This window comes from Bradyrhizobium sp. SZCCHNR1051, from assembly GCF_032489615.1.
In the GTDB taxonomy this organism is placed as follows: Bacteria; Pseudomonadota; Alphaproteobacteria; order Rhizobiales; family Xanthobacteraceae; genus Bradyrhizobium.
On record NZ_JAUEYJ010000004.1, the window covers coordinates 91,178 to 106,592 of the forward strand.

General features: G+C 66.6%; 17 protein-coding genes. 12 read left to right on the top strand and 5 right to left on the bottom strand.

What is annotated here, in order from left to right; translation table 11 throughout:
• Nucleotides 1-173: 173 nt before the first annotated feature.
• Nucleotides 174-1,520 carry an ATP-binding protein gene (locus QW868_RS05800; protein WP_316230102.1) on the bottom strand — a complete coding sequence of 449 codons (1,347 nt, stop codon included), beginning with the start codon at nucleotides 1,518-1,520 and terminating at the stop codon, nucleotides 174-176.
• Nucleotides 1,521-1,674: 154 nt separating this feature from the next.
• Between QW868_RS05800 and QW868_RS05805 the strand changes: the two genes are divergently transcribed.
• Nucleotides 1,675-2,295, top strand: a complete 621-nt coding sequence (locus QW868_RS05805; protein ID WP_315713180.1) for a response regulator transcription factor — start codon at nucleotides 1,675-1,677, stop codon at nucleotides 2,293-2,295.
• Between the two features lie 85 nt (nucleotides 2,296-2,380).
• Nucleotides 2,381-3,226, top strand: coding sequence for an S-formylglutathione hydrolase (gene fghA, locus QW868_RS05810; protein ID WP_315811373.1), 846 nt, complete (start codon nucleotides 2,381-2,383; stop codon nucleotides 3,224-3,226).
• Nucleotides 3,227-3,874: 648 nt separating this feature from the next.
• Here the strand turns inward: fghA and QW868_RS05815 are convergent.
• A complete protein-coding gene (locus tag QW868_RS05815) occupies nucleotides 3,875-4,354 on the bottom strand; it encodes a DUF3280 domain-containing protein (protein ID WP_315741287.1) in 480 nt (159 codons plus the stop codon).
• Nucleotides 4,355-4,496: 142 nt separating this feature from the next.
• On the opposite strand from QW868_RS05815, the gene QW868_RS05820 reads away from it, so the two are divergent.
• The 5 genes from QW868_RS05820 (at nucleotide 4,497) to QW868_RS05840 (ending at nucleotide 9,067) form a co-directional block, all read left to right on the top strand.
• A complete protein-coding gene (locus tag QW868_RS05820) occupies nucleotides 4,497-5,705 on the top strand; it encodes an ABC transporter substrate-binding protein (protein ID WP_315811372.1) in 1,209 nt (402 codons plus the stop codon).
• A gap of 158 nt (nucleotides 5,706-5,863) precedes the next feature.
• Nucleotides 5,864-6,796: a YVTN family beta-propeller repeat protein gene (locus tag QW868_RS05825; RefSeq protein ID WP_315811371.1), complete on the top strand. Its 933-nt coding sequence runs from the start codon at nucleotides 5,864-5,866 to the stop codon at nucleotides 6,794-6,796.
• Nucleotides 6,793-7,608, top strand: coding sequence for an ABC transporter ATP-binding protein (locus tag QW868_RS05830; protein ID WP_315811370.1), 816 nt, complete (start codon nucleotides 6,793-6,795; stop codon nucleotides 7,606-7,608). Before QW868_RS05825 ends, QW868_RS05830 begins: the two co-directional genes overlap by 4 nt.
• Nucleotides 7,605-8,459: an ABC transporter permease gene (locus QW868_RS05835; protein ID WP_316230103.1), complete on the top strand. Its 855-nt coding sequence runs from the start codon at nucleotides 7,605-7,607 to the stop codon at nucleotides 8,457-8,459. The genes QW868_RS05830 and QW868_RS05835 overlap by 4 nt, the downstream gene beginning before the upstream one ends.
• Nucleotides 8,456-9,067, top strand: a complete 612-nt coding sequence (locus QW868_RS05840) for a hypothetical protein (RefSeq protein ID WP_315778567.1) — start codon at nucleotides 8,456-8,458, stop codon at nucleotides 9,065-9,067. Before QW868_RS05835 ends, QW868_RS05840 begins: the two co-directional genes overlap by 4 nt.
• A gap of 23 nt (nucleotides 9,068-9,090) precedes the next feature.
• Here the strand turns inward: QW868_RS05840 and QW868_RS05845 are convergent, their stop codons facing one another.
• On the bottom strand, nucleotides 9,091-9,651 hold the full coding sequence (locus tag QW868_RS05845; protein ID WP_316230104.1) for a PQQ-dependent catabolism-associated CXXCW motif protein: 561 nt from the start codon (nucleotides 9,649-9,651) through the stop codon (nucleotides 9,091-9,093).
• Complete coding sequence (locus tag QW868_RS05850) at nucleotides 9,648-10,529, bottom strand: substrate-binding domain-containing protein (protein WP_316230105.1); 882 nt, start codon at nucleotides 10,527-10,529, stop codon at nucleotides 9,648-9,650. The genes QW868_RS05845 and QW868_RS05850 overlap by 4 nt, the downstream gene beginning before the upstream one ends.
• A gap of 161 nt (nucleotides 10,530-10,690) precedes the next feature.
• Between QW868_RS05850 and QW868_RS05855 the strand changes: the two genes are divergently transcribed.
• Both QW868_RS05855 and QW868_RS05860 read left to right on the top strand, forming a co-directional pair.
• Nucleotides 10,691-11,617, top strand: a complete 927-nt coding sequence (locus QW868_RS05855) for a quinoprotein relay system zinc metallohydrolase 2 (RefSeq protein ID WP_316230106.1) — start codon at nucleotides 10,691-10,693, stop codon at nucleotides 11,615-11,617.
• A gap of 56 nt (nucleotides 11,618-11,673) precedes the next feature.
• Complete coding sequence (locus tag QW868_RS05860; protein ID WP_316230107.1) at nucleotides 11,674-12,495, top strand: quinoprotein dehydrogenase-associated SoxYZ-like carrier; 822 nt, start codon at nucleotides 11,674-11,676, stop codon at nucleotides 12,493-12,495.
• Between the two features lie 20 nt (nucleotides 12,496-12,515).
• On the opposite strand, the gene QW868_RS05865 is transcribed toward QW868_RS05860, so the two are convergent.
• Nucleotides 12,516-12,875 carry a hypothetical protein gene (locus tag QW868_RS05865; protein ID WP_315771594.1) on the bottom strand — a complete coding sequence of 120 codons (360 nt, stop codon included), beginning with the start codon at nucleotides 12,873-12,875 and terminating at the stop codon, nucleotides 12,516-12,518.
• Between the two features lie 86 nt (nucleotides 12,876-12,961).
• Here QW868_RS05865 and QW868_RS05870 point away from each other — a divergent pair, with 86 nt between their 5' ends.
• The 3 genes from QW868_RS05870 to QW868_RS05880 are packed head-to-tail and all read left to right on the top strand — an operon-like array spanning nucleotide 12,962 to nucleotide 15,379.
• The gene (locus QW868_RS05870) at nucleotides 12,962-13,942 is read left to right on the top strand and encodes an ABC transporter substrate-binding protein (RefSeq protein ID WP_316163580.1); all 981 of its coding nucleotides are present in this window, start codon (nucleotides 12,962-12,964) and stop codon (nucleotides 13,940-13,942) included.
• The gene (locus QW868_RS05875) at nucleotides 13,942-14,679 is read left to right on the top strand and encodes an ABC transporter permease (protein WP_315811363.1); all 738 of its coding nucleotides are present in this window, start codon (nucleotides 13,942-13,944) and stop codon (nucleotides 14,677-14,679) included. The genes QW868_RS05870 and QW868_RS05875 overlap by 1 nt, the downstream gene beginning before the upstream one ends.
• Nucleotides 14,669-15,379, top strand: a complete 711-nt coding sequence (locus QW868_RS05880) for an ABC transporter ATP-binding protein (protein WP_315741272.1) — start codon at nucleotides 14,669-14,671, stop codon at nucleotides 15,377-15,379. The genes QW868_RS05875 and QW868_RS05880 overlap by 11 nt, the downstream gene beginning before the upstream one ends.
• The last annotated feature ends 36 nt before the right edge of the window (nucleotides 15,380-15,415 follow it).

Below are 15,415 nucleotides of genomic sequence, written 5' to 3' on the forward strand. Positions count from 1 at the left end.
CCTCGGACGCGAGGAAGGCGAAGACGTGCATCCGGCGCACGTCCTGCTTGGGCAATGGAGAACGTGGGGCGATGTTCCACGGCAAGGCCGTGCTGACGATGATGCGCCGCAGGCGACGACAGTTCCGGTGTGGCACTGTCAACGGTGAGGACGGGCCGTCGTCTCGTTCCGGCCTAAGCCGCGTCGGCCGGCACCATGGCCTCGATCGTGACGCCCGTGCCGGTGGAGGCCACCGTCAGCGTGCCGCCGAGCGCCAGCAGCCGCTCGCGCATGCCGGTGAGGCCGAAGCCGAGCTTGTGCTCCGGGCTGAATCCGCGGCCGTCGTCGCGGACGCGCACCCGCGTGTAGCTGCGGCGGTGGCCGGCCGTCGTCTGCTGCAGCGGCTCGATGGTGACGTCGACCGCGGTGGCCTCGGCGTGGCGGAACACGTTGGTCAGCGCTTCCTGCACCACCCGGTAGATCGTCAGCTCCGCCGTCTCATTACTGCGCACGATCGTGTCGGTGAACCTGGTCTCGATCACGACCTCCGGCCTTGACTCCTGCCACAGCCGCACCAATGCGCCGAGCGCCTCGCGCAAGCCCAGCTCGGCGAGACCCACGGGCCGCAGCCGCTCGAGGATGCGGCGGTTGAACTGCTGCACGGCGTTGACCTGGTCGAGGATCGCCTGGCCGTGCCGGCGCATCGCCGCGACGTCGAGCGTCGCAGCCTCCGGCAGCCGCATCAGCGCACTGGCATGGGCGCGCAGCGCGAACAGATGCGGCCCGAACTCGTCATGCAGCTCGCGCGCGATCTCCTTGCGCTCGTGGTCCTGCAGCGACACCGTGCGCTCGGCCAGACGGCGCTTCTCCTCCACCGCCTCGCCGAGCGCGCCGGCGAGATGGTTGAGCTTGGCGCAGAGCGCCGCGAGCTCGGGCGCGCCGCCCGGCTTGACGCGGGTATCATAGGCGCCGGCCTCGATCCGGCTCATCGCCTCCGATAGATCCGCCAGCGGCGCCAGCGCGCGGCCGACCACGAGCATGGTGATCGCGAACAAGGCCAGCCCGACCAGCGAGCCGACGACGAGCTGGGTGACGATGCCGTCCCAGATTTCCGCGATCTCGTCGTCGGGATGCGACGTGATCACCAGCGTGTCGCTCCGGCCGGCGACGATGACCGGCATGCTGACCGAGGTCTTGTCGGGATGCACCAGTGCGATGAACCACGCCGGCGCCGCGCGGCCGACGCCCGGAGAGGGCGGAGTCTGCGCCGGCATTCCCTGCCGTCTCACGCTGACGTGACGAAGCTGTCGGAGATCGCCGACGATCCGATCGAGGCGCGCGTCCGGATCGGGCGCGTCATTGACCTCGTCCATGATGGTCTCGACGAAGGCCCGTGTCAGGCGGATGACGCTCTGGTCCTCGGCCAGCACGCGCGGCGCCGCCTCCAGCACGAGACGGCCGATGTTGATGGCGAGGCCCAGCGTCAGCAGCAGCGCCAGCAGCACGTTGATGCGGGTCCGCAACGACCAATTCTGCCACATTCTCTCCGCCTCAAAGCCACCGGGTTTCACGCGTCCTCACATTGACAGACAAATCCGCCGGCGATCTAATTGCAACATGATGCCAGACCGCGCAGCATGCATCCATGATGCATCGCAACAATGACGCGAGTTGGAAGTCCGGGACCCCAAGGCCATGCGCGTACTGATCGTCGATGACCATCCCATTGTGGCATCGGGCTGCCGGGCCCTGCTCTCGACCGATCCGGACCTCGAACTGCTCGAGGCCGCCGATGCCGAGAGCGGCGAAGCCAGCTTCATCGCGCGCCGGCCGGACGTCTGCGTCGTCGACATCAACCTGCCGACCGTCTCCGGCTTCGAGCTGGCGCGGCGCATCCTCGCCCACGATGCCAATGCCCGGCTGATCATGTTCAGCATGAACGACGATCCGGTGTTCGCGGCGCGCGCCATCGACATCGGCGCCAAGGGCTACGTCTCCAAGAGCGGCGACCCGAACGATCTCGCCGAGGCGATCCGCGAGGTCGCGCGCGGCGGCAGCTATCTGCCGCCGGCGATCGCCCGCAGCATCGCCTTCGCGGGCGCCGCGGTCGCGCAGAGCCCGCTGGCGAAGCTGACCTCGCGCGAGCTCGAGATCCTCCGCCTGCTCAGCGCCGGCAAGAGCCTGTCCGAGATTGCCTGGCTGATCCACTCGTCCTACAAGACCGTCGCCAACACCTCCTCGATCATCCGCCAGAAGCTCGGCGTGCGAACATCCGGCGAGTTGGTGCGTTTGGCGATCGAGAACGGCGTCGCTTGACTCGCCCCGATTGAACGACGCAGCTTGACACGCGTTGGCGGCACGCGCGCCAGCGGCCCGACATCATTGCCGAACAGGTGATCCCATGACCCTCACGACCGTCTCCCAGAACAAATCCCATGGCGGCGTCCAGGGCGTCTATCGCCACGCCAGCCAGGAGACCAAGACCGAGATGACGTTCTCGGTGTTCGTGCCGCCGCATGCCGACGGCGCGAAGCTGCCGGTCGTCTGGTATCTCTCCGGCCTGACCTGCACCCACGCCAACGTCACCGAAAAGGGCGAGTTTCGTGCCGCCTGCGCCGAGCTCGGCCTGGTCTTCGTGGCGCCCGACACCTCGCCGCGCGGCGACGGCGTGCCGGGCGATCCCAACAATGCCTATGATTTCGGCCTCGGCGCCGGCTTCTATGTCGACGCGACCGAGGCACCGTTCGCGAAGAACTACCGGATGTGGAGCTACGTCACCGAGGAGCTGCCGAGCGTGGTCGCGGCGAACTTCCCGGTCGACCCGCGCCGGCAGTCGGTGATGGGCCACTCGATGGGCGGCCATGGCGCGCTCACCGTGGCGCTGCGCAACCCGGACCGCTACCGCGCGGCCAGCGCGTTCTCGCCGATCGTCGCGCCCTCGCAGGTGCCGTGGGGCGAGAAGGCCCTGGGCGGCTATCTCGGCGCCGACAAGGCGGCGTGGCGCAAGCACGATGCGGTGGCGCTGATCGAGGACGGCGCGCGCGTCTCCGACCTGCTGGTCGATGTCGGCACCGCCGATCAGTTCCTGACGCAGCAGCTGCGCCCCGAGCTGCTCAAGGCGGCGTGCGAGAAAGCGAACATCCCGCTCTTGCTGCGCAAGCAGGAAGGCTACGACCACAGCTACTACTTCATCTCGACCTACATGGCCGATCACCTGCGCTGGCACGCGGCGCGGCTCGGCCGCTGATATCAGCCGCGGACGTGATTTGCCCGACGGGTGCGATGACGCGCCCGTCGAGGCGATTTTGTCTCCCCGGCGCCTGGATTCCACGTGCGCGACGAGGCGGATTTCGCTCGGCGCCACAAGGCGATCCCAGTGTCCAGCCCGGCGGCGACAAAAATTTCACTTTCGTTTTTCCGGAAATCGTGATTGTTTAGCCCCATCCCGCCTCGTCGAGAGGGCGTATCGCGGTCGTCACGAACGTGGAGGTGGGATGCGGTGGACGCCGGCGGCGCGCAGCATGCTCAGGGCATCACATGCCCCGTGAGAGCGTGCGGACGAACGCGTCACGGCGTACGGCCAAGTCGCGTGGTCCTGGCATCCCGATGCCGATGCCTCCGCGGCGGCGTGCTCACGGCGCGTCGTCGCGCACGGTGACCAGAAAGCCCGGCGCACCGGGGAGAACGCGAAGCAACCGTTAAGACCATCCGCGCAGGGAGGGCCGGGATGTCCCAGCCGAACCTGTGGTACCTGCCGCCTGCATTTCTTTCTGCAGGCGGGCCATGGGGGCGGCAGGCTCCCGGCCTTCCCTGCGCCTCTTGTTTTCCAAGGGGCGACCGGCACGCAAAGCTCGGGCGTCATCCGCCGCGAGAATGCACCGTCATATCTCGTCGGCTACTGCGCCTGCGGCGCACCGTAGTTCGGCGCCAGCAGGCGGTTGCGGACGAGCCAAGCCATGGTGCGCGTCCAGGATTCGTCGGTGTTGCCGCGCATATCCGCAGTCATCGCCGCGACCGGCTTGCCGGTGTGAACGTCGCGCAGATAGATGTTCATGTTGAGGATGAGATTGGAGACCTTCTGCACCGTCCCGGTGATGGCGAGATCGGCGCCGATGTCGCCCGCGAGCTTGACGTCGCAGCCGCCGCAGGCCTGCAGATTGCTGTGGTGCGCCGCATCGTTAATGGAAGCGATGTCGAGCACGCGAAAACGTCCGGAGTCCTGCAGCGCCGCGCGCAGTTGCTCGGCCGCATGCGCCAGCCTGTTCTGCTCGTCCTGGCGCGGGCCCTGCACCTCGCCCTGCAGGCTGGTGTCGATCAGCTCGAAGTCGAACACCGCCACCTTGGTCGGCTCGGCATGCACTGATGTCGCAGACATCAGGATCAGGAACGCGGGGAGAACGGCAGGTTTCAAGGTCGTGATCCGAAATGACGCGACAGCGGCCAAAAGTGGGGTTGAAAGCTAGGCCAATTCGTTCATCTTGCAAGACGAAACCTCGCCGGACAAGGACGAGGGAACAATGGGAGGACATGTGGTCCTGGGAGTTCTGGCCCGATCTCTGATGGGCGCGATCGGCCTCATCGCCGCCGCAACTGCCGCCAGCGCGGCGGATCCGGTTGACATCGCGATCGGCTATCTCGGCCGCGCCAACGTGCGGCAGACCTTGTCGCCGCTCGACCAGCCTGCGGCCGATGATGGCGTGGCCGGCGCGAAGCTCGCGATCGAGGACAACAACACCACCGGCAAGTTCCTCAACCAGCGCTTCACTTTGATCGACCGCCGCGTCAAGGATGACGAGGACGCCGCGCAGGCCGCCAATGAGCTCGCCGGCAAGACGGGATTCGTCCTCGTGGACCTGCCGGCAGATGCGCTGCTGAAGGTCGCAGATGCGTTGCGGGGCCGCGGCGTCACCCTGCTCAATGTCGGCGCCACCGACGACCGGCTGCGCGAGCAGGACTGCCGCGCCAACGTCATCCATGTCGCACCGACGCGCTCGATGCTGGCCGACGGCCTGGCGCAATATCTGGTCTGGAAGCAGTGGAAGCGCTGGCTGCTCGTCACCGGTTCGCACGACAACGACAGACTGTTCGCCGACGCGCTGCGCCGCGCCGCCACCCGCTTCGGCGCCAAGATCGTCGAGGAGCGCACCTTCGCGGACACCGGCGGCGCGCGCCGCACCGACAGCGGTGTGACCTTGATCCAGCGCCAGATGCCGGTGTTCACGCAGAAGGCGCCGGCCTATGACGTGCTGGTCACCGCCGACGAGAGCGAGGTGTTCGCCTCCTATTTGCCCTATCGCACCTGGGATGCGAGGCCCGTCGCCGGCTCCGCTGGCCTGCGTCCGACCAGTTGGGATCCTTCACAGGACCAATGGGGCGCCACCCAGCTGCAGAACCGCTTCATGAAGCTCGCCTCGCGCCGCATGGACGCCTTGGACATGCAGGCCTGGATGGCCGTGCGCATGGTCGGCGAGGTCGCCTCGCGCACCAACTCCGGCGACGCCAAGACGATGACCGACTACCTCAAGAGCCAGAACTTCACGATCGCCGCCTTCAAGGGCACCCGCCTCTCGCTGCGCGACTGGAACCTGCAGCTCCGCCAGCCGATCCTCTTAGCCGACGGCCGCATGATCGTCTCGGTCTCCCCGCAGGAGGGCTTCCTGCACCAGGTCTCCGAACTCGACACCCTCGGTATCGACCGCCCCGAAACCAAGTGCAAGCTGCAATGATGTCGGATCGAACCATGCTGATGAGAATGCCTAGTCCGACATGCCGGGCCGACATGCGTGCTGGTGTGGAGCCTTCCGCACACGCGCGTCCCGAAGGGCGATCGCAGCTTTGCAAGCGCTTCGGCACAGCAGTCAGCCTGCTCATCGCCGCACTCGTCATGGCCCATGCAGCCCCCGCCTCCGCCTACGTCGCCTTCGTCTCCAACGAAAAAGGCAACACCGTCTCCGTCATCGACACCGACACCTGGACGGTCACCAAGACCATCAAGGTCGGCCAGCGGCCGCGCGGCATCGCGTTCACGCGCGACGGCAAGTTCGTGATGGTCGCGGTCGGCGATGACGACACCATTCAGGTGATCGATGCCAAGAAGATGGAGGTGGTGGATACCCTGCCCTCCGGCCCCGATCCCGAGCTGTTCGCGCAGGACGCCGCCGGCAAGACGCTCTATGTCGCCAACGAGAACGACAACACCGTCACGGTGCTCGACCTCGAGAAGCGCGTCCGCATCGGCGACGTCCAGGTCGGCGTCGAGCCCGAGGGCATGATGCTCAGCCCGGACGGCAAGATCCTGATCTGCACCTCCGAAACCACCAACATGGCGCATTTCATCGACACGGCAACCCGCAAGATCGTCGCCAACGTGCTGGTCGATGCGCGGCCGCGCTTTGCCGAGTTCAAGAGTGACGGCTCGGAGCTGTGGGTCTCGGCCGAGATTGGCGGCACCGTCTCGATCATCGACCCGGCCAAGCGCGAGGTCACCGGCAAGATCAAGTTCGCCGTGCCCGGCCTGCGCAGCGAGGCGATCCAGCCGGTCGGCATCGCCCTGACCAAGGACGGCAAGACCGGCTTCGTCGCGCTCGGCCCGGCCAACCGTGTCGCCGTCGTCGACGGCGCCACCCACGAGGTGAAGAAGTATCTCCTGGTCGGCCAGCGCGTCTGGCACATGGAGTTCACACCGGACGAGAAATATCTGCTCGTCACCAACGGCGTCTCCAACGACGTCTCGGTGATCGACGTCGCCGCGCAGAAGGTGATCAAGACCATCCAGGTCGGCGAGCTGCCCTGGGGCATCACGATTGCACAGCCATGACGACGCAAAACGCACCCGCTCTCGACTCGACAGGCTCTGCATCGCAGCCGGCGCCCGAGCGGGTCCCCGCGCTGTCGGTCGCCGGCGTCAGCCATTCCTACGGCGCACGCAAGGCGCTCAACGACGTCAGCTTCGCCGTCCAGCCTGCGAGCTTCACCGCCCTGCTCGGCCTCAACGGCGCCGGCAAGAGCACGCTGTTCTCGCTCATCACGCGGCTGTTCGCGGTGCAGACCGGCCAGATCGGCATTTTCGGCCATGACATCGGCCGGACGCCGGGCGAGGCGCTGCGGCTACTCGGCGTCGTGTTCCAGCCGCGCACGCTCGATCTCGATCTGTCGCTGACCCAGAACCTGCTCTACCACGCAGCGCTGCACGGCATCGCCCGCCGCGAGGCCCGCGCGCGCAGCGAGGAGCTGCTGGCGCGGATCGGCCTCGCCGACCGCGCCGGCAACAAGGTGCGCGACCTCTCCGGCGGCCAGATGCGCCGGCTGGAGATTGCTCGCGCCCTGCTGCACCGGCCGCGCCTCTTGCTGCTCGACGAGGCCACCGTCGGCCTCGACGTCAAGGCGCGCGCCGACATCGTCGGCCATGTCCGCCAACTCGTCGCCGAGCAGGGCATCGGCGTGCTCTGGGCGACGCATCTGTTCGACGAGATCGCGGCGACCGACGATCTCGTGGTGCTGCATCAAGGCCGCGTGCTGGCGCGCGGGCCCGTCCCGCAGGTCATCGCCGAGGCCGGTGCGACCGACGTCAACGCGGCGTTCGCGCGGCTGACGACCCAGGCCAGTCCGGCGCGGAGCTCCGAGCCATGACCGTCACCACCGTGCACGCCCCCCCACCCACACGCAGCGGCTTCTCGGCCGGCGAATACATCACTTGCCTCACCGGCATCGTCTGGCGCGAGGGCCTGCGCTTCCTGCATCAGCGCGAGCGCTTTGTCTCGGCGCTGGTGCGGCCGCTGGTCTGGCTGTTCATCTTCGCCGCCGGCTTCCGCCAGGTGCTGGGTATCTCAATCATTCCGCCGTACGAGACCTACATCCTTTATGAGGTCTATATCGCACCCGGCCTGATGGCGATGATCCAGTTGTTCAACGGCATGCAGTCGTCGCTGTCGATGGTCTATGATCGCGAGATGGGCAACATGCGCACCTTGCTGGTGAGCCCGCTGCCGCGCGGCTATCTCCTGTTCTGCAAGCTGCTCGCCGGCACCGCCGTCTCGGTGCTGCAGGTCTATGCGTTTCTCGCCATCGCCTGGTTCTGGGACATCACCCTGCCGCCGATGGGCTATCTGACGGTGCTGCCGGCGCTGATCCTGTCCGGCCTGATGCTCGGCGCGCTGGGCATGCTGATTTCCTCCGGCATCAAGCAGCTCGAGAATTTCGCCGGCGTCATGAACTTCGTAATCTTCCCGATGTTCTTCGCCTCATCGGCGCTCTACCCGCTCTGGCGGGTCGAGGAAGGCAGTCCCTGGCTGGCTTATCTCTGCGAAGCCAACCCCTTCACCCACGCGGTCGAGCTCATCCGCTTTGCGCTGTACGGCAAGCTGAACTGGGTTTCGCTCGCGGTGGTCGGCGGCTGCACCGCCGTATTCATGATCGGCGCGATCCTGGCCTATGATCCGTCGCGGGGTTTTGTCAGGCGTGGTCCCGGAGGCGAGGCATGAGGTCGAGAACGATACTGGCGGCCGTCGCCATCGCTGCGTCAGCCAGTGCTGCGCAAGCCGCCGATCCGCGCTATCCGGATTGGCCCTGCCCGCAGGCCAAGGTGCCGGAAATCTCCATCGCGGCGGTGTGGTCCGGCCCGCCGATCGACGATATCGGCGCGAGCTGGAAGGACGATGCGAAGGTGGCCGAGCTCGTCGCCAAGCTTGCCGCGCGCCGTATCCCGCTGGAGCAGGCGCAGAAGGACGTGGCCGATTTCCTGACCGGAACGTCCGAGGAGAAGACACGCAAGGGCAAGCTGCTGTTCGTCGGGCTGTTCGACACGCTGAACGCGCAGCGGACATCGGTCATGAACGGCCTCGAGCGCGTCATGCGCAAGCAGCGCGAGGCCGTCGACAAAGTGCGCGGCGACACGATCAAGCTGCAGGAGATGCAGAGCAGCGCCGCGCCGGATCAGGCCAAGGTCGAGGAAATGACCAACCAGTTGAACTGGGAGACGCGCATCTTCGAGGATCGGCGTCGCGTGATGAAGTTCGTCTGCGAGGTGCCGACCGCAATCGACCAGCGCCTGTTCGCGCTGGCCCGGGAGATCCAGCAGGACATGGAGTAGCTGATTTGATGCGCTATCTCCGCTCACTCCTCAGGCCGCGGCTCGGGCTGCGTCTGCTGCAGCGGCAGGTCGGCGCGGCTCCAGCCGTCGGTCCCGTCCGGATACCAGGCGACATTGCGGTAGCCATAGGTCAGCGCGCGCTTGGCGGCATTCCACGACATCCAGCAGTCCTCGAGGCAGTAGAACACGAGCAGACGACTCAAATCGCCCTCGGAAGCGCGGGCAAGGCCGCGCTTCAGATAGTCCTCGGTCTGGGGCGCCAGCACCCCGTAGCCGGTGTCGGGCAGCCACATGCTGCCGGGAATGTCCAGGCGCGGCTGCTCGCGCCACACGGTCCCGGCCGGCAGGTTCTTCGGCTTGGGCGGGCGCGGCAGCACGTCGACGAAGGCGGCGGACTTCGCGCGCCAGATCGCCTCGGTCTCCCGCGTCGACAGCACGCGTGCACCGGCCAGGGTCGTCGGCACCGGCGCGCGGTAGTTCTCGGTCCGGTAGCTGTCCGGCTCCGGCACGAGATCATCGGCTCGGACCGCCGCGGCGATCAGCAGCACGCCTGCCAACGCCGCCGCGGCGAGCCGAACAATCATGGCGATGTCTTCGCCGCAGCCTCGGCGGTGATCAGATGATTGCTCTCGTCCAGCAGCGGCACGCCGAAGTCCAGCAGGATCTTGTTGATCTCACCCTGGTTCTCCTGGATCAGCCTGTTGAGCTGACGGCGCCAGTTCTGGTCCGCGCCACGGACACCCATGGCGATGCGATAGATCAGCTTCGGCCCGCTGGTCTCTTTCACCAGCGGCGTCACGTGCAGTTGCGGGCTCGCCTGCTTGGCGTAGTACCCGGCCATCGGGCCCCACAGCACGCCGGCATCGATATCGCCGGACTTCAGATCGTTGATCATCGCCTCCGCCGAGGAATCGACGCGGGTGTCGATCATCAGCGGATAGGGCTTTGCGGTCGGCATCAGCCCGGCCAGCGCCATGTTGGTCGCCGGCGGCGTGCCCGCCACGATGCCGATATGCTTGCCCTTGAGCTTGGCGTCCTCCAGCGTCGTCACGTCGGCGAGATCGGAGCCCGGCTTGGTCACGATCGCGTAGGAGGTCCGGTAATACGGGCTGGTGCTCTGCACCAGGTCGTCCCCTTGGGGAAAGCCCATGATCACGTCGCAGCGGTGCGAGCCCAGCGTCATGCGCACGAATCCGGTGGCCTGCGGGAAGAACGTGTAGTCGACCTTCTTCTGCAGCTTGGCGGCAAAGAGCTCGGCCAGCTTGTTCTCGAAGCCGTCGCCCTTCTCGTTCGAGAACGGCAGGTTGCGCGGATCGGCGCAGACCCTGAGCACCTTGGGATCGACCAGCTCGATCGACAGGTCCAGGCCGTCATTGCTCTGGGCGTAGGAGGCGGCCGGCCCGAGCAGAGTGAGCCCCGCGGCAACGGCCAGCGAGCAGGCAAGTTTGTGACGCTTCGTCATCCGTATTTCCATCCCTATCGAACGCATCGCGGTATTTTTGAAAATGCTAGGCCGCCGGCCGCTCCGGTGCAACAGCCGCCGTCATCGCGAAGAGTTGGCCCATTGTTGCACCGCAACGTCCATCGCCTGACGCACATCTCTCACGCGAGCAAGGCAAGCCGATGGTGAGACAATTGATCATCGCGATCACCGCCTGGGGGGCGCTGGCGCTCGGCAGCGCCGCTCTTGCCATGCCGCCGGAACTCGAGGTCAGCGAGATCGCGCCCGGCGTGTTCGTTCACGTCGGCCAGACCGCGCTGATGAACGCGGCGAACGAGGGCGCCATCGCCAATGTCGGTTTCATCGTCGGCAACGACGCGGTCGCCGTGATCGACACCGGCGGCAGCGTCCGCGAAGGTCGCGCGCTGCTGGCAGCGATCCGCGCCCGTACCGCCAAGCCGGTGCGCTACGTCGTCAACACTCACGCCCATCCGGATCACGCATTCGGCAACGCGGCATTCGAGGGCGACGGCACGCGCTTCGTCGGCGCCAAGAACCTGCCGCGCGCGCTTGCATTGCGCGGACCGCACTACATCGAGGCGTTCCGGCGCCTGATGGGCGCCGAGCTGATCGACGAGGTCCGTCTCGTCGCCCCGTCGATCCTGGTGGACGACGAGATGATGCTCGACCTCGGCGGCCGCACCCTCACGCTCAAGGCCTGGAACACCGCGCATAGCGACTGCGACCTGTCCGTCTATGATGACCGGAGCCGGACCTTGTTCGCCGGCGATCTCGTATTCCTGCGTCACATCCCGGTGATGGATGGCAGCCTGCGTGGCTGGATCGCCGACATGGCCGCGCTCGCGACCATCCCGGCCGAGCGCGTCGTCCCGGGCCATGGCCCTGTCAGCCCGTGGCCACTGGCGCTCAGCGACGAGCGTCGCTACCTCGACATATTGGCCCACGACGTTCGCGGGCTGATCAAGGCAGGCAGGCCGATCGCGGACGCCGCTGGGGCCGCGGGATCGGAGCGCGGCAAATGGGAGCTGTTCGACGACTACAATGCCCGCAACGCAACGGCGGCATTCTCGGAAATGGAATGGGAATGAGGGCGGCGACGCGCTATGATCGTTAATTCACCCGACTGCCCGAGGAGGATTGCGCCATGATCCGGCTCCACCTGCCGTCCACCCTGCTTCTCGGGGCATGCCTCGCGCTTGCCTTCGCACCTGCGAAGGCCGCTGATGGTTACGATCCCTGGCCGGGACTCGTCCAGGACATCTTCAACAACAAGGCGATGCAGGACGGCACCAATGTGCTGTCGATCGAGATGCCGACGCGCGCCGAGGATGCCTCGGTGGTTCCGGTCACCCTGCGCAGCAAGCTGTCGCCCGCCGACGAGCGCCGCATCAAGACCATCACGCTGGTGATCGACCAGAATCCCGCGCCGATGGCGGCCAAGTTTACGCTCGGCGCGGACGCCAATGTGACCGCGATTTCGACGCGGGTCCGCGTCAACAACTACACGGATGTGCATGCGGTGGCCGAGCTCACCGACGGCCAGCTCTATGTGGTCAAGACCTTCGTCAAGGCTTCCGGAGGCTGCTCGGCCCCGGCGGCGAAGAATCCGGACGAGGCCAAGGCGCGCATCGGCCAGATGCGCTACCGGCAGTTCACGCAAAGCAGCGACGGCGCCGCGAGCGGCATCCGCGAAGCGCAGGTCATGGTCGGGCATCCCAACAATTCCGGGCTCCAGATGGACCAGGTGACGCAGCTCTACATTCCGGCCTTCTTCATCGACCGGCTGACGCTGTCGCAGGACGGCAGCCTGGTGCTGTCGGTCGAAGGCGGCATCTCGATCTCGGAGGATCCCAATATCCGCTTCACCTACGTGTCGAACGGCGCCAAGCAATTCCGTGCGGAAGCGAAGGATACGCAGGGCCACGTGTTCGAGCACGACTGGCCGGCCGACGGCTCAGGAACTTGATGCGGCAGAGCGGCAGCGCTTCAGAAGCATCTCACTTCGGCTTCGGCCTGCGCCCGACGGAGATCGTTCAGCGCGGTGGCGGCCTGCTCGGACGTGCGGAACTGGGTGCCGAGAGTGCTGTGCACCTGGGACATGCTGAGGACGGTCTCGGCCGTGACGTAGCGCTCATAGGGAAGGATCGAGGCGATCACGTCGATCGAGCAGGAGCACTGCGCGATCGCCTCCCGGGTCTCGCCATTGGCCTTCATGCAGCCGAACACATATTCGGCCCGCGCAGAGGTCGGATAGTCGTTGAGATCCTCGGCGTGAGCCGACCCGCGCAGCGCGATCATGGCAATGAGGGTGGCGACAATCGGTCCTACCGGAACAGCACTACGCATCACAGTCCTCCGCGGCATCGCAGCCGAAGCTATGCTAAGGGAATGAGGCTGAAAAGAACACATCTCGAGGAAATGCAGACGGGCTCATGACGCAGATCGGTCGTTTGTTGATGGCGATTGTCGCCTGCGCCCTGCTGCCGGTCACGGCATGCTGCGCCGCCGAGACCGTCAAGGTTGCAGTGCAGAAGACCGGCACCTTCGCCTGGGAGCTGGCCGTGATCCGCGCCCGCCAGCTGGACAAGCAGGCGGATATCGCGATCGATGCGGTCGAGCTTGCGAGCCCGGAGGCCGGCAAGATCGCGCTGCGTGCCGGCAATGCCGACATCATGGTATCGGACTGGCTGTGGGTGTCGCGCGAGCGTGCGCTCGGCGCCAAGCTGACCTTCTATCCCTATTCGAGCGCGCTCGGCGCCGTGATGGTGCCGGCGACCTCACCGATCAAGACGCTTGCCGATCTGAAGGGACGCAAGCTCGCGGTGGCCGGCGGCCCGCTCGACAAGAGCTGGCTGCTGCTGCAGGCCACGCTCAAGCGCGACGGCGTCGATCTGAAATCGCAGGCAACCATCACCTATGGGGCACCGCCGCTGCTGGCCGCCAAACTGGCCGACGGCGAGATGGATGCGGGCTTGAACTACTGGAATTTCTGCGCGGCGCTGGAAGCCAAGGGCTTCCGCCGGCTCGCCGGGGTCGAGGACCTGCTGCCGCCATTCGGCGCCAAGGGCCGCACCGCGATGATCGGCTATGTCTTCGACGAGGACTGGGCCGCCAAGCATCGCGATCTCGTCGCACGCTTCCTAACCGTCACGGCCAAGGCCAAGGAGATCCTGGCGACTTCCGACGCCGACTGGCAAACGATCGCCCCGCTGACCGGCGCACAGGACGACGCCACCTTGCGCGCCTATCGCGACCGCTATCGCGAAGGTATTCCGCGCCGGCCGGTGGCCGAGGAAGAGGCCGACGCCCGCGTTCTCTACGGCGTGCTCGCCTCGATCGGCGGCCGCGATCTGGTCGGCCCCGCGGCTGAGCTCAGTCCCGGCACCTACTACAGGGCGGATGCGAGGGATTAGTGCTGCGGCTGTTGTCCTTTGCGCTTCTGCTCGCCACTTGGTGGATTGCCGCGGCTGTCGCCGGCAGCGCCAAGCTGCCATTGCCATCGGCCGTGCTTGCGGTTGCGGTGGCGGAGGCGCGGTCCGGCGCGCTGTTTCTGCATCTCGGCGCAACGCTCGCCCGCGTCGCCCTCGCCTTCACTCTGTCGATGGCACTCGGCTCGGCAATCGGCTTTTTGATGGGGCGCAGCCAGCTCGCCAACCGCCTCGGCGATCCCTGGCTGATCCTGCTGCTCAATCTGCCGGCGCTGGTGGTGATCGTGCTCGCCTATATCTGGGCCGGTCTCACCGAGGTCGCTGCGATCGCGGCGATCGCGATCAACAAGCTGCCGACGGCCGTCGTCACCCTGCGTGAAGGCGCCCGCGCGCTCGATCCATCGCTCGACGAGATGGCCAAGGTGTTTTCCTTTTCGCGCGGACGCATCCTCCGCCACGTCCTGCTGCCGCAGCTCGCACCTTATATTGCGGCTGCCGCGCGCTCCGGCCTTTCATTGGTCTGGAAGATCGTGCTGGTGGCCGAACTGCTCGGACGGCCCAACGGCATCGGCTTCGAGATCGGCGTCGCCTTCCAGCTGTTCGACATTCCGCTGCTGCTCGCCTACTCGCTCAGCTTTGCTGCCGTGGTGCTGGTGATCGAGGCCGTCATCGTCCAGCCGTTCGAGCAGCGCGCATCGAGGTGGCGGCTCCGTGCGGCTTGAGGTCGATATCAGGTCCAAGAGCTACACCAGCGCCAATGGCAAGCGCCAGGAGGTGATTGCGGGCATTGCTTTTGCGCTGCAGCGGGGCGAGGTCGGCGTCGTCGTCGGCCCCTCCGGGTGCGGCAAGAGCACGATGCTGCGGATCCTCGCCGGTCTGGACAACGACTATCAGGGCCAGGTATCGCGGCCTGAGGGAGCCCGGCTGGCGATGGTGTTCCAGGAGCCGCGGCTGCTGCCGTGGCGATCGGTGGAGGACAACGTCCGGCTGGCAGCGCCCGGTGTCGCCGAGGACAGGCTGGCCGCGATCTTCGGCGTGCTCGAGCTCGAGGGACATCGCAGCCATTTTCCAGGCGAGTTGTCGCTCGGCCTGGCCCGCCGCGTCGCGCTGGCGCGCGCCTTTGCGGTCGAGCCGGATTTCCTCATCCTGGATGAGCCGCTGGCTTCGCTCGACGACGCGCTCGCCGCGCGGCTGCGCGAGGAGATTGCGACGCTGGTGGCCAACAGGCCGATGATCACGCTCCTGGTCACGCACAGCATGGACGACGCGGCGCGGCTCGGCGACCGGATCTTCCTGCTATCCTCGCGCCCCGCCCGTCTGCTTCATTCAGTCCCGATCGACCTGCCGCGCGCGCAGCGCAACAACGACACCGTTGCGGCGACCAAGGCCGATCTGGCGCGACTGGATTTTTCCGTGTCATAGTCATGGCAATCAAAGGACGTCGGAAACCCAGGGAAA